This is a genomic window from uncultured Psychroserpens sp. (genome assembly GCF_947494225.1).
Lineage (GTDB): Bacteria > Bacteroidota > Bacteroidia > Flavobacteriales > Flavobacteriaceae > Psychroserpens.
In genome coordinates this window covers 205480-218857 of the sequence record NZ_CANLUG010000006.1, presented here as the reverse complement: position 1 = coordinate 218857, position 13378 = coordinate 205480, and the positions used below count along the sequence as shown (strand labels likewise).

Annotated in this window: 11 protein-coding genes; 3 read left to right on the top strand and 8 right to left on the bottom strand. The window is 35.2% G+C overall.

Annotated features, from left to right (window positions below; genetic code table 11):
- Nucleotides 1-9: 9 nt before the first annotated feature.
- The 8 genes from Q0893_RS14480 to Q0893_RS14445 all read right to left on the bottom strand — a co-directional run bounded on the left by Q0893_RS14480 (nucleotide 10) and on the right by Q0893_RS14445 (nucleotide 9329).
- Nucleotides 10-471: a phage tail protein gene (locus Q0893_RS14480; protein ID WP_299276931.1), complete on the bottom strand. Its 462-nt coding sequence runs from the start codon at nucleotides 469-471 to the stop codon at nucleotides 10-12.
- A 38-nt stretch (nucleotides 472-509) separates the two neighbouring features.
- Nucleotides 510-1994, bottom strand: coding sequence for a metallophosphoesterase (locus Q0893_RS14475; protein WP_298902842.1), 1485 nt, complete (start codon nucleotides 1992-1994; stop codon nucleotides 510-512).
- Between the two features lie 79 nt (nucleotides 1995-2073).
- Nucleotides 2074-3777, bottom strand: coding sequence for a DUF6794 domain-containing protein (locus tag Q0893_RS14470; protein WP_299276928.1), 1704 nt, complete (start codon nucleotides 3775-3777; stop codon nucleotides 2074-2076).
- A gap of 56 nt (nucleotides 3778-3833) precedes the next feature.
- On the bottom strand, nucleotides 3834-3986 hold the full coding sequence (locus Q0893_RS14465; RefSeq protein WP_298902845.1) for a hypothetical protein: 153 nt from the start codon (nucleotides 3984-3986) through the stop codon (nucleotides 3834-3836).
- Between the two features lie 47 nt (nucleotides 3987-4033).
- The gene (gene acs, locus Q0893_RS14460; RefSeq protein WP_298902846.1) at nucleotides 4034-5941 is read right to left on the bottom strand and encodes an acetate--CoA ligase; all 1908 of its coding nucleotides are present in this window, start codon (nucleotides 5939-5941) and stop codon (nucleotides 4034-4036) included.
- Nucleotides 5942-5946: 5 nt separating this feature from the next.
- On the bottom strand, nucleotides 5947-7677 hold the full coding sequence (locus Q0893_RS14455; RefSeq protein WP_298902847.1) for a sodium:solute symporter family protein: 1731 nt from the start codon (nucleotides 7675-7677) through the stop codon (nucleotides 5947-5949).
- Nucleotides 7667-7942 (bottom strand): DUF4212 domain-containing protein, encoded by a 276-nt coding sequence (locus Q0893_RS14450; protein WP_299276923.1) that lies wholly within the window; start codon nucleotides 7940-7942, stop codon nucleotides 7667-7669. Before Q0893_RS14450 ends, Q0893_RS14455 begins: the two co-directional genes overlap by 11 nt.
- Complete coding sequence (locus Q0893_RS14445) at nucleotides 7932-9329, bottom strand: sodium:alanine symporter family protein (RefSeq protein ID WP_299276920.1); 1398 nt, start codon at nucleotides 9327-9329, stop codon at nucleotides 7932-7934. The genes Q0893_RS14450 and Q0893_RS14445 overlap by 11 nt, the downstream gene beginning before the upstream one ends.
- Before the next feature lie 89 nt (nucleotides 9330-9418).
- Between Q0893_RS14445 and Q0893_RS14440 the strand changes: the two genes are divergently transcribed.
- The 3 genes from Q0893_RS14440 to Q0893_RS14430 all read left to right on the top strand — a co-directional run bounded on the left by Q0893_RS14440 (nucleotide 9419) and on the right by Q0893_RS14430 (nucleotide 13373).
- Entirely contained in the window at nucleotides 9419-10507 is a 1089-nt protein-coding gene (locus Q0893_RS14440) for a heparan-alpha-glucosaminide N-acetyltransferase domain-containing protein (RefSeq protein ID WP_298902852.1), read from the top strand.
- A gap of 3 nt (nucleotides 10508-10510) precedes the next feature.
- Entirely contained in the window at nucleotides 10511-10888 is a 378-nt protein-coding gene (locus Q0893_RS14435) for a nuclear transport factor 2 family protein (protein ID WP_298902853.1), read from the top strand.
- 172 nt (nucleotides 10889-11060) lie between these two features.
- Nucleotides 11061-13373, top strand: a complete 2313-nt coding sequence (locus Q0893_RS14430) for a proprotein convertase P-domain-containing protein (RefSeq protein ID WP_298902854.1) — start codon at nucleotides 11061-11063, stop codon at nucleotides 13371-13373.
- Nucleotides 13374-13378 lie beyond the last annotated feature (5 nt).

Sequence of the window (13378 nt, the reverse complement as noted above, 5' to 3'; positions counted from 1 at the left end):
TTGATTTGGTTATTTATTTGAAATGACGAGTTTTTCATGTGCAATTTCGAGCGAATCAATTGCGACTTCATTCCCATCAGATTTTAAGTCGGTACTGGTAATCTTTGTAGGCCATGCATTATGAAGCGTCCATTTCATTGTAACGCTCCCCTTTTCATCTAGTAATTTTATAGTGACTGTCCGACGCTTAATCGTATTCATAGCAATCTCTGCGTGCCAATCCCAAAACGTACGATCATTTAGAACAACGCCACGTTTCATGGTGACATTGCCATATTTAACAATTCCTGGCATTTTTTCAGTCGAAAACAATTTACTATTACTTTTTCGATATTCGATGATTTGATTTTCAACATCCATTCCAGAAACTTCCTGAAAGGCAACGCCTTTTAATTTTGTTCCTAAATCGACTTCAAACCTAAATTTTGGCAATGGCCATAAATCACTTTCGGTACTCCTTTGTTGTGCCATAATTCTATCTAAAATTTATTCATTTAAGTTACTAAACACTATTTAGACCACCAAACCGCTTTAGGTTTAGGGTTAGCGTTAGACACTTCGTAGAAGGTTTCTTTAATATCGGAGCCATTTATATCGATAACTGCAAAGCCATTGAGTACGCGCTCTCTTTGTGATAATGTAGGATGGCTAGCGTCTAAAGGTGTGTGCGAATAATATTCTAACTCGTCTCTCATTATTTTCTGTCCTCCCTTTTTGGTATAAAACCCTGAACCGTTGCCAAATGGAATTGACGCATGGCCACAGCATCGGAATTGAGGTGTTTTTCCTGTAGTTGACTTTGGTATTTTAGTATTTGGAAAACTTAATTTATCTGTGTTATAAACAATGCCATTATGAACATGTCCCCAATACCACATGTCTGGCATATTTCCATCTAAACACTCTTTAACCTGGTCCCATAACTTGGTATTTACAGTGAAGTTATGATCCTTAATACCAATACCATTATGATGCGTCATTAAGAAAATTGGTTTTCCTTGCTTTGAGAGATCGTTTAAAAATTTATACTGATAGCTCGTCTTTTTATCTTTGTATAGAGAGCCTTCCATATACAAGGCACTATCATCAAAATAGGCAGAATCCAACCCAACAAGAATCCAATCACCAATATCTATTGAAAAAAAAGTGCGCCCAAGTTGCTCTGAAAAGAGCTGACTTTCTAAAGCCACATCGTACAATCCATTGGCTCCGTCATACATCTCATGATTGCTATTCATGGTATACAACTTCCCAAGTGATTTCCCTTTGAGAAGACCTAAAAGATTATTGCGTTCTTCATTTGAAGTTCCTGCATAGTAAACGTCTCCTAAATGAATAACATAATCTGGCTTCAAAGCCTCAACGCCCTCTATAACCAATTGAGCAGGTGCTTTAGGTAAATCTCCATCTTTCCAAGCCCCTGTTCCCCAATCTCCAATAATGGCTATTTTAGCATTTAAAGGAGGTAAGACCGGAGTTTTATTATTCTTAATCTGAGGGTTAGGTTTTACAACAAATGAATGTACGCCATATGGATCGATGTATTTATAAAACGCATAATACAATAACACCACCGTCCACATGACATCTAATTGGCAATATTTTGACATAAAATAGAGTGTACCGTCTTCAGCAACTAAAAAGTCTAAGATAGAATTAAAAATGGACTCTAGAGAGGTCTTGTCATCTGTTAACGGCAAGTTTATTTTACTCTGCGGTAAACCTAATGCCCTAATGTTAGACGTTAAATACCCTTCATCAATTAGGAAGTTAATAATAAACAAAGACAGCATATTCTCCATGTCATGGATATAGCCTTCAGTTTTATAGGTTTCATTTAAATGATAACTTTCGCATTTCTGTAAATACGACCAAAAGTCTTTTAAACTTTTATCTAAAGCTGAATTTACATTGGTTGATTTTGTAGAATTGAACAAAGCGTTAACTTCTTCTAACTTTTCAAGATCCTCTTTGGAGAAGGTGAACAGACTCATAACTTATTGATTTTTAGACTATCAAGGTCTAAATAAAATCAACACAAAACAATAGGTATATTTACGTGTTTTGTAATTATTAATTGTCTTCAAAGAACTCTTGTCTCGAAAAACGCGAATCATTTATAATAGATTTATAAAGCGCATTTGTCTCGTTATTAGTGTCTCTAAGCAATGATAACATTAGACTCCATTCTCTAGGAACTGTTAAGAATTCTTTTTCCTGAATTTTCCAGTACCAATTATAAAGAAAGACCTTATCCTGATCAAAATTGTATTTTATTAAGGCTTCAATAATGGCATTTCTTGTAAAAGAGCCATGATCTGGTATTTTTTCAAATTCTGGTGAAAACACAGTTTTTGCACTATCTAAGTCGATTTGCACCAAAAGTTCAGCTATATAATATTGCATTGCCCATGAGATAAAACGATTATCCCAATAGTACTTGACTATATTGAAAATTTCGTCGCTATTGGGATGTGCCAAGATCCTCTCCTTTTGTGTAGCTAGTAGAAAGCCCACAACGTATTTATAATCCAATAAATCTTCGGTTTTCAAAGTGGTTTCATACTTAATAATTGTTGAAGGACTTAACATATCATATAAATCGGCAGCAGGTATATGATCTGCGATATCAGAAAGCATATGAAGCGCTCTCATCACATTTTTATTGTATTCTGAATCTAACGAATTATAGGCTCTTTTTTTGATGGATTCATCATAAGGTTCCTTATCAAAGTCTTTATTATTGAACGCTGTAAAAGCCATTAAACTATCAACAATGCCGTCATAAGAATTGTAACGATAAGCTAAGCCGCTATTATGCTCATCAATGTCATAATACTGATTTGTGAGAATAAGAATTTCTAAAAATTTTCGAGGCATTTTTAATAAACGCTCAAAATCATCGGTATTCATTTCGCTGGCATATTTCCAACGTATAAGGTAATTGCTATCTCGAAGTTGCATCCATTGGTTATAATCGTCAAGAGATAAAAATTCTCGTTGATATAACATCCCATAGCAATTTAAAGCCAATTCTTGAGATGTTAATGATCTCAATTTAGATACTGTTCTTTTTTCTTCTGAATTAACAACAAATTCAGGTAAGTGTATATCATCATACTCCAAATGTGTTAGTTTTTGTTGCAATTTGTCATCAACAATATCGAGGTTTTCTTTGGTTTGAGATAAAAATAGTAAAGCCAAACTATTCAATTCGTTTTCCCCTTTTATGATTTTCTTGGCTTCATTATTTAGATTAAACCATCGCTCTTCATTATCCCAATATTCCCATTGTTTATAAACCCATGATGGCAAACTCAACATCAATCTATTATCATTATTTTTCTTAGCCAATTGTATCGTTTCAAGTATTCTTATGAAATAAACGTTTGCATCTAATTTTGAAAAATCAATGCTATTAATATCTGCGTTAAGTTTTTTCCAAACCCCTTCAATAATAAATTGAGATGCACTTTCTGGATGAATAGAATCTGAACCAAGGTTTTCGGCACATGATTTTAGTAGTTCTCTGTTACCTCCCCAAAGATTAAGACTAGCTCTAATTTTTGCCCCCCAATGTCTATGGAATATTATTAAGTCGTTAAATGGAACATTTTTAACATATACCCTATTGTCTTCATCCATTAAATTATAGATGTAAGTAACAGCTTCCAAATAAGTTTCTGGTTGTTGAGTAGGGACATTTGATGGTAATGCCGAACATGAATAATTAAAAACAAAAGAAATATGAAGAAATAGAACACATTTGAATTTCATAGTATGGCTAGCTTCTTTAAGCTAAACGATAAAAACATTGCTTTCTTATTGAATTCTTATTTCTTTTCTTCTTTAGATTTTATAATAATAGACTTTAAGCGTGTTTTTCGAAGTTCTTTTTCGGCCTTAATTCTATTCTTTTTTTGAGCAATCAGTTTTGAATGCTTTGCTTTATTTTTCCCGTTCTTTTGTCCTTTAGGTTTAGGCATAATACCAAATTGAATGTGTGCTTAGGTGTTATTTAAATCTTATTATCTTACAGTGCATTATCCATAATACTTTGAACAACTTCCGGATTTAATAATGTGCTAATATCTCCTAAATTATCGGTGTCTTTATGTGCTATTTTTCGAAGAATTCGACGCATAATTTTCCCACTTCTTGTTTTTGGTAGCCCATTAGTAAACTGTATTTTATCTAACTTAGCAATTGGACCAATTTGTTCGGTAATAATTTGATTTATCTCATTTCGAACATTATCGTGTTTTCTTCCTTCTCCAATATCCTTTAGAGTGACATAACCATACAAGGCATTCCCTTTTATATCGTGAGGAAATCCTACAATTGCACTTTCAGCCACCGCAGGATGCTCATTAATCGCATCTTCAATAGGAGCTGTTCCTAGATTATGACCAGAGACAATAATAACATCATCTACGCGTCCAGTAATTCTATAATAGCCTACTTCATCACGCAAGGCACCATCTCCCGTAAAATACATCTGATTAAACGCTGTAAAATACGTGTCTTTATAGCGCTGATGATTTCCCCAAATAGTACGAGCCATACTAGGCCAAGGGTATTTTATACACAAACGACCATCAACTTGATTACCTTGAATTTCCTCGCCATTTTCATCCATTAATGCTGGTTGAATACCAGGGAATGGCAATGTTGCATAGGTTGGTTTTGTTGGTGTCGAAAAGGGAATCGGAGTAATCATAATGCCGCCCGTTTCGGTTTGCCACCAAGTATCTACAATAGGAGCTTTCTTTTTACCAACATTATCATCGTACCAATGCCATGCCTCTTCGTTAATAGGTTCTCCAACCGTACCTAAAACTTTTAACGATGATAGATCATATTTTTCTAAATGTTCAACTCCTTCTTTAGCTAAAGCTCTAATGGCAGTGGGCGCTGTATAAAACTGAGTAATTTTATGTTTCTCTACAATTTCCCAAAACCTCCCAAAATCGGGATAACTTGGTACGCCCTCAAACATTACAGTCGTAGCCCCATTTGCTAATGGGCCATAAACGATATAACTATGTCCAGTTATCCATCCTATATCAGCAGTACACCAGTACACATCATTTTCTTTATATTGAAATACATTTTTAAACGTATAAGCACTATAAATCATATAACCAGCTGTAGAATGTACCATACCTTTAGGTTGCCCTGTTGATCCTGAAGTATATAAAATAAATAATGGATCTTCAGCATTCATTACTTCTGGTGAAAAATCGACATAAGCCTCATCTAATAGTGGTTGTAGCCACAGATCTCTACCTTCTTTCATCGTAACATCAGAATCAATACGCTTAACAACTAAAACGGTATCAACTGATTCGCAATTTTCTAAGGCATCATCGACAATTCCTTTGAGGTCTATGGTCTTAGCTCCTCTGTAAGACCCATCACTCGTAATAACCATTTTGCAATCTGCATCATTGATTCTTGTTGCCAAAGCGTGGGCAGAAAAGCCTGCAAAAACGACCGAATGAATTGCACCTATACGAGCACAAGCTAATACAGAAACTGCCAATTCAGGAATCATTGGTAAATATATACATACGCGATCTCCTTTATTAATACCATGCTCTTTAAGAACATTTGCAAATCGGCACACACGTTCATGCAATTGCTTATATGTAATATGTAGTGCTTCTTCGTCAGGATTGTTAGGTTCGAAGAGAATCGCCGTTTTATCTCCACGAGTATATAAGTGTCTATCAATGCAATTTTCGGTAATATTCAATTGACCGCCTTCAAACCATTTCACCTCAGGTTTAGAGAAATCCCAGCTTAAAACCCTATTCCATTTTTTACGCCACATGAAATGTTCTTCAGCAATTTCTTCCCAAAACACTTCAGGATTTCTAACAGATTTACGATAGACTTGAAAATATTCTTCTAAATTTTTAATATGGTAATTACTCATATATTTTAATGATTTATGGGCGCTCCTGCTTCTGAAGGGATCCTAATATCCTCAACAATTTTTTGAACATGACCAGGAGGGGCTTTTGTAAATTTCATAACACTAATTGATACAATAAAATTAAGCAACATTGCTATACTACCAAAACCTTCAGGTGAAATTCCAAACCACCACTCGCTTTTATCTGGCAATACCTCATCAAACCAGCCTAGTTTGTATTTCATCATATACAACAACATGGTGACGATACCAACTATCATTCCTGATATTGCGCCTTCTTTATTCATTTTTTTATAAAATATACCTAATATAATTGCTGGAAAAAACGAGGCGGCAGCAAGACCAAAGGCAAGTGCCACAACAGCCGCTACAAAACCAGGTGGATTAATACCGAAATACCCAGCAACACAAACTGCTCCTATGGCAGATAGTCTCGCTGCTCGTAATTCTCCTTTTTCTGTTATTTTTGGATTGATTACTTTTTTGATAAGATCATGAGATACAGATGCCGAAATCACTAATAACAAACCAGCAGCAGTAGACAAGGCCGCTGCCAAGCCTCCAGCTGCGACTAGAGCGATTACCCAATTAGGTAGTTTTGCAATTTCTGGGTTTGCAAGAACCATAATGTCCCTATCAACAACAAGTTCGTTTTTCGCTTCATTTGCTAAATATTGAACTTTTCCATCGTTATTTTTATCAGTAAATGAAATTAGTCCGGTTGTTTCCCATTTTTTAAACCATTGAGGCATTTCGGCATATGGCTTATCAGATATAGTTTCAATCATATTTGTTCTTGCAAAAACAGAAACAGCGGGAGCTGTACTATATAAAATTACAATTAACAATAGTGCAATTCCAGCCGATTTTCGAGCATCCTTAACTTTTTTCACAGTAAAGAACCGAACAATAACATGAGGTAATCCTGCAGTACCAACCATTAATGCCAAAGTAATTGCAAATACATCAATTGTTGATTTTGTGCCTTCTGTATATTCTGAAAAACCGAGCTCAGTACTTAAACCGTCTAATTTATCTAATAAATACATCCCAGAGCCATCATTTAACTCTGCTCCAAATCCTAATTGTGGTATTGGATTCCCAGTCATTTGAATCGAGATAAAAATTGCTGGCACCATAAACGCAAAAATGAGAACACAATATTGTGCAACTTGCGTATAAGTAATTCCTTTCATTCCTCCTAAAACAGCATAAAACAAAACGATAAGCATTCCAATAATAACACCTGTTGTAATATCTACTTCTAAAAATCGGGAAAACACAATACCAACGCCTCTCATTTGTCCCGCTACATAAGTAAAAGACACTAATAATGCGCAAACAACAGCGACAATTCGAGCCGTGTTAGAATAGTATCGGTCTCCAATAAAATCTGGAACTGTAAATTTTCCAAACTTTCTTAAGTATGGTGCTAATAATAAGGCAAGGAGTACGTATCCGCCAGTCCATCCCATGAGGTAAACTGCACCATCATATCCTGCAAACGAAATAATTCCTGCCATGGATATAAATGAAGCTGCGCTCATCCAATCGGCGGCAGTTGCCATTCCATTTGCTAAAGGAGACACACCACCTCCAGCAACATAAAAATCTTTTGTTGAACTAGCTCTAGACCAGATGGCAATTCCAATGTAAAGTGCAAAAGTTAACCCTACCAATATATAAGTCCAGTTTTGGACATCTAAAAGCAATAGCATAGAAAGCTTACTCGTCATAACCATATTTTTTATCAAGTTTATTCATGATTCTTACGTAAACAAAAATGAGTACTACGAAAACGTACATCGCTCCCTGTTGGGCAAACCAAAACCCCAGTTTAAATCCGCCAATTTTAATCGTATTTAATTCATCTTTAAAAACAATTGCTGCGCCGTAAGAAACTAAGGCCCATATAGCTAAGAGAATACTAACATACTTTATGTTTTCTCTCCAATACGCTTTAGCTTTATTAGGTTTTTTGACATTTTTATTATCGTCCATTAGATTTTTTAGTTTTTAATTTATGTGTATAAACTTTTAATTCTTTAACAACTTTAGGAGCTAAGATAATTGTGGCAATCATTGTAGGAATGGCCATAAAAGCAAATATACCATCAATAAAATTAATCATGACTTCAAACTTCGTTGTAGCTGCCAATATAATGCTCAAAATATAGATGTAATTATAATAATGTTTATTATGAGCTCCTGCTAAAAACGACATGCATTTTTTACCATAATAGGCATAAGAGAAAAGGGAAGAAATACTAAAAATAAATACACATATCATGAGTAAATATTGCCCAAATCCCGGCATTGCGTTTTGAAAAGCGGACGCTGTCAAACTTACCCCGTTAAGGTCTCCAGTTTTCCATACTCCTGTTACCAATATAGCCAAAGCTGTAAGTGTACAAACGATTAGCGTGTCAATCACTGGTCCTAACATAGCCACTAATCCTTCACGTACTGGTTCATCTGTTTTTGCTGCTCCATGTGCCATTGGAGCCGTACCAATACCTGCTTCATTTGAAAACGCTCCACGTTTAATCCCTAAAAGGATTAGAGCACCTAAAACACCTCCTAGCACATCTCTATAATTTTCTTCTTTTAAATGACTAGGCTCAAAAGCATCAGAAAAAATCATAAAGAAATATTTAGGCACTTCAGTATAGTTTAAACAAAGTATGATTAATACTAATATGAAATATAATATCACCATAGAAGGTACCATCTTAGAGGCAATATTGCTTATCCGTTTTAAACCTCCTAAAATGACCACAGAAGTTACAACAACTAAAATAGCGGCTATAATAAGGTTCGTCGAAAAGCTAACGTCTACTCCATTTGGGATAAGTATAATATCGTTTATTGCTTGCTTTAATTGATTCACATTAACAACAGGTAAAGCTCCTAACATTCCGAAGAAAGAAAACATAATAGCCAAAAACTTCCAATGTTTGCCTAGTCCCTCTCTTATAAAATACATTGGGCCACCTTGTAAATCGCCATTGCTATCTTTTCCTCGATACATAATGGCAAGCGTAGACGTAAAAAATTTGGTACTCATTCCAACAATAGCACTTACCCACATCCAGAACATGGCTCCAGGTCCACCAATAGCTATTGCCAGAGCAACACCAGAAATATTACCCATACCAATGGTTGAAGACAAAGCAGTCGTTAATGCCTTAAAATGACTAATTTCTCCAGGATCATTTGGATCGTCGTATTTTCCGCGTAATACTTTTATGGCATGTCCAAAATATCTGAATGGCAAAAAACGGGAAAATACCAATAAATACAGTCCGCCACCAATTAGTAAAATAAGAAGCGGGATGCCCCAAGCTAGCGAAGAAAATTTTTCTGAAATTGTATTTAATTGTTCCATCGATACTTACGAATTCGTCACCTAAGATATTACTTTCTATTTAGTGAAGCTTAAAAATTAAAGGTATATTTATACAAACCAACCAACTCTTGAAAATCAAACGACTCTTTTTTATTGATGCCGTTCGTGCCTTCGCAATTTTAATGATGCTACAAGGGCATTTTATTGATACACTTCTCAATCCAATTTATAGAAATCAATCTAGTCTTATTTATCAAATATGGCATTATTTTAGAGGTATCACTGCTCCAACTTTCTTTACTATCTCAGGTCTTGTGTTTTTATATTTATTATTACGAGCCAGACATAAAGGAGATGACCGATTTAGAATAAGGAAGGGATTATATAGAGGGTTATTACTCATACTAATTGGCTACTTACTGCGAGTTGATATCTTTGGATGGTTTCGAGGCGAATTTAAAACATATTTCTTTGTTGTAGATGTTTTGCAATGCATTGGACTATCACTCATTTTATTAATAGGTTGTTATGTACTATTGCGGAAGCATATAAAACTTTTAGCAGCTTTATTCTTAACATTGGGCTGTTTAAGTTTCTTAACTGAACCCTTGTATCAATCACTTGATTTAAGCGATGTTCCAATAGCATTTGCCAATTACATGACTAGAAGTTATGGTTCTATCTTTACTATTTTACCTTGGTTTGGTTACACAGCTTTTGGAGGCTTTCTTGCTACAATATTCTTCTCTCAAGCCCACAAAGAAAAGTTTAGATTGGTCACGGTTATTTCTTTCTTTATAACCGGATTCCTGCTTATTGAATACTCTTCATGGTTTTTAATGCGCTTACATTACTGGACCGATATTCAGTTATTTAAATCGTCTGCCTATTTTAATTACCTCTTTACGCGCTTCGGAAATGTGCTTCTATTATTTGGTGTTTTTTATGCGGCTGAGCCTTATTTAAAAGGTTTTTTGATTGGGAAAATCGGACAAAAAACCTTGTCCATTTATGTTATACACTTTATTATCATCTTTGGAAGTTTTACTGGATTAGGGCTTAAACATTTTTATTACAAATCTTTAAATCCAACTCAAGCCATACTAGGAGCAATTGTCTTTATACTTGTGGTCTGTTTTATATCATTTCATTATGTAAAAACAAACGCATTTATCTATAAAGGGGTTAGGAAACTAATAAGGACCATTAAAAATTAAATTATGAATTTAGAACAAAACAAAAGCAACGCTATCGCATTTTACAGAATGGCATATGAAGGTAAACCACAAAAGGCAATCGACACTTATGTAGGAAAAGAATACATTCAACACAATCCAGATGTTGCCGATGGGTTACAAGGCTTTGTTGATTATTTTGACCGTATGCAAAATGAATATCCTAACAAATCTATTTCATTTGTTAGGTGCATTGCTGAAGACAATCTGGTTGCATTACATACACATCAGATATGGCCTGGAAACGATCAATATGTGACTATGGATTTTTTTAGGTTTGATCTCAATGGAAAGATCTGCGAACATTGGGATGCTATTCAACAGATTCCTAAGACGTCGGCTAACCCCAATACTATGTACTAAATTCTAGAGTAAAATCTTCAATTTACAACAAGCTACAAAGCCGCGTGCAATTTCATAACTACGCATGATTTTCGCATTTTAAATAGCAATGTGATTAAATATTAAAAGTTTTTTTAGGGTAAATTCAATTATACATGTTAATAATAGTATAAACCTAAAAATTTAACTATTGATGAATCCAAAACTACCCCTTTTAGTGCTGTTCCTATTTATAGGAACTTTAGTTCATGCGCAACGTTCATGTGGCATGGTGGAGCTTATGCAAGAAAAAATGCAAGATCCAGAATATGCTCGCCAGTATAAGCTGACGCAGGCTAAATTTAAAGCCCAGCTGACGCAAAACTTGCAAATAAATCAAGCTCAGCGAAGAATGGAACCTATTATAATTCCCGTAGCTGTTCACTTCCCTTCAGGTCAAGAATCTGACCGCGCATGTTTGGAAGCCTTAGCTCAAAATCAAATTGACATTTTAAATGAAGATTTTAATGGTGCCAATGCAGATATTTCAGGTTGGACTGCTGCTGCGCCATTTTATACAAGTACAAATACAACCACAGGTAATGCAAACTTTTTATTCTGTATTGCTACAATGAATCATCCTACAGGATTAGACGCTGAAATGGTAGAAGGTGGTCCTGCTGTAACTATTGGATACAATTTTGGTAATGGTGGAGAAACAGATGCTAATTGGAGTGGTTATATGAATTTCTTAGTCAAAGATATTGGAGCAGGATTATTAGGCTTTTCTCCGTTAGGAGGTAGTATTGCCAATGGAGATTCTGTTACAATGAACTTAGGTGCTTTTGGTTCTGGTGCTGGTTGCCCAAATTCTGGCATTGTTCCTGGAGCACCTTTTAATTTAGGTAGAACTGTTACTCACGAATTGGGTCATTTCTACAATTTAGATCACGTATTTACAGGAAGTTGTGCTACTGATGATGGTATAGCAGATACACCAAATCAAAGTAATCCAAGTGGTGGATGCCCAACTTTAGGTGCATCGCCTGCCTGTGTTAATGGTGAACAAAGATTATTTCAAAGTTTTATGGACTATACGGATGATGCTTGTATGATTATGTTTAGTAATGGGCAAACAACCGTTGCCGAAGCCTACGTGATGTCTATACAATCTACATTTAAGCCAAACGTTGTAAGTTGTAGTGCTTCTCCAGATTTCGTGATTGCAGCAGAAAATGCCACAGAATATAGCTGTGAATCAACAAACTCAACCAGTTATACAATAAATTATACCGCTACAGGTGGAAATACGGATCCAACAACGTTTTCAGCATCTAATTTGCCATCAGGAGTTACGGCTACATTTAGCCCTACATCTTTAAACGATTCTGGAACAACAACATTAACTCTAAATAATTTGGGTGGCGTTTCTTCGGGAAGTTATACTATTTCTGTCACAGGTACAGGTGTTGTAACAAAATCTATTGACGTCGATTTAATAATAGAAGGTGCGGCACCAAACGCTCCTGGATTAACAAGTCCTGCGAATAATGCAACGGATATTGCTTTAATTTCTGATTTAGTTTGGGCAGCTTCAGCAGAAGCTACAAGTTATACAATTGAGCTTTCTACCAATGTTGGTTTTTCTGCCATTGTTGCATCTAACACATCTGCTAATACAACATTTACAACTCCAGAACTAACATCTAATACTCAATATTTTTGGCGTGTAAAAGCAGAAAACAGTTGTGGTGATTCTTCATATTCATCAATTAGAAGGTTTACAACGGCCGATGTCCTTTGTACAACGTTTAATTCAACCCAAAATAATTTAAACATACCAAGCGCTGGCGCTGCAGAACATGTTGTAACATCTACTTTAAACATTACCGATGATATTACAATTTCTGATATTAATATTACTATAGATATTGATCACACTTGGGCTGGAGACATGGAATTAGTTCTAACCTCTCCTAATGGAACTTCAGTAGTATTATTAGCAAATAGTACATGTGATGATGGTACAAATGACATAAACGTTACGTTTGATGATCAAGCTGCTGGTCCTGTAGCATGCAGTACTTCTGCTCCAGCTGTTGGAGGCACAATTCAACCAGCCGAAGTATTATCTGCATTTAACAATGAAAGTGCATCTGGTGATTGGGTTTTAACCATGACAGATGGTTTCCCAGCTGAGGATGGTGGTACATTCCAAAGTTTTAATTTAGAAATATGTGGTACATCAAGTTTAAGTGTTGAAGATTCAAATTTATCTGACTCTTTAGCAATCTGGCCAAACCCAGCAAAAGAAGAACTTAACGTATCGTTTAGTACATTAAACAATAAAGATGTTAATATAAAATTATACGACTTAAGAGGTCGTGTGATAAATAAATATACCTACACAAACAATGGTGGATTATTTAATCAACGTTTACATTTTGGGAACCTAGAAAGTGCCGTTTACATTTTGAGCATTGAGAATGATGGTCAAGTCGTAAACAAACGCATTATTATAGAATAGTACGT

Coding starts and splice junctions, on each gene's coding strand:
- Q0893_RS14480 (WP_299276931.1), bottom strand. CDS start 471: ATGGCACAACAAAGGAGTACCGAAAGTGATTTATGGCCATTGCCAAAA.
- Q0893_RS14475 (WP_298902842.1), bottom strand. CDS start 1,994: ATGAGTCTGTTCACCTTCTCCAAAGAGGATCTTGAAAAGTTAGAAGAA.
- Q0893_RS14470 (WP_299276928.1), bottom strand. CDS start 3,777: ATGAAATTCAAATGTGTTCTATTTCTTCATATTTCTTTTGTTTTTAAT.
- Q0893_RS14465 (WP_298902845.1), bottom strand. CDS start 3,986: ATGCCTAAACCTAAAGGACAAAAGAACGGGAAAAATAAAGCAAAGCAT.
- acs (WP_298902846.1), bottom strand. CDS start 5,941: ATGAGTAATTACCATATTAAAAATTTAGAAGAATATTTTCAAGTCTAT.
- Q0893_RS14455 (WP_298902847.1), bottom strand. CDS start 7,677: ATGACGAGTAAGCTTTCTATGCTATTGCTTTTAGATGTCCAAAACTGG.
- Q0893_RS14450 (WP_299276923.1), bottom strand. CDS start 7,942: ATGGACGATAATAAAAATGTCAAAAAACCTAATAAAGCTAAAGCGTAT.
- Q0893_RS14445 (WP_299276920.1), bottom strand. CDS start 9,329: ATGGAACAATTAAATACAATTTCAGAAAAATTTTCTTCGCTAGCTTGG.
- Q0893_RS14435 (WP_298902853.1), top strand. CDS start 10,511: ATGAATTTAGAACAAAACAAAAGCAACGCTATCGCATTTTACAGAATG.
- Q0893_RS14430 (WP_298902854.1), top strand. CDS start 11,061: ATGAATCCAAAACTACCCCTTTTAGTGCTGTTCCTATTTATAGGAACT.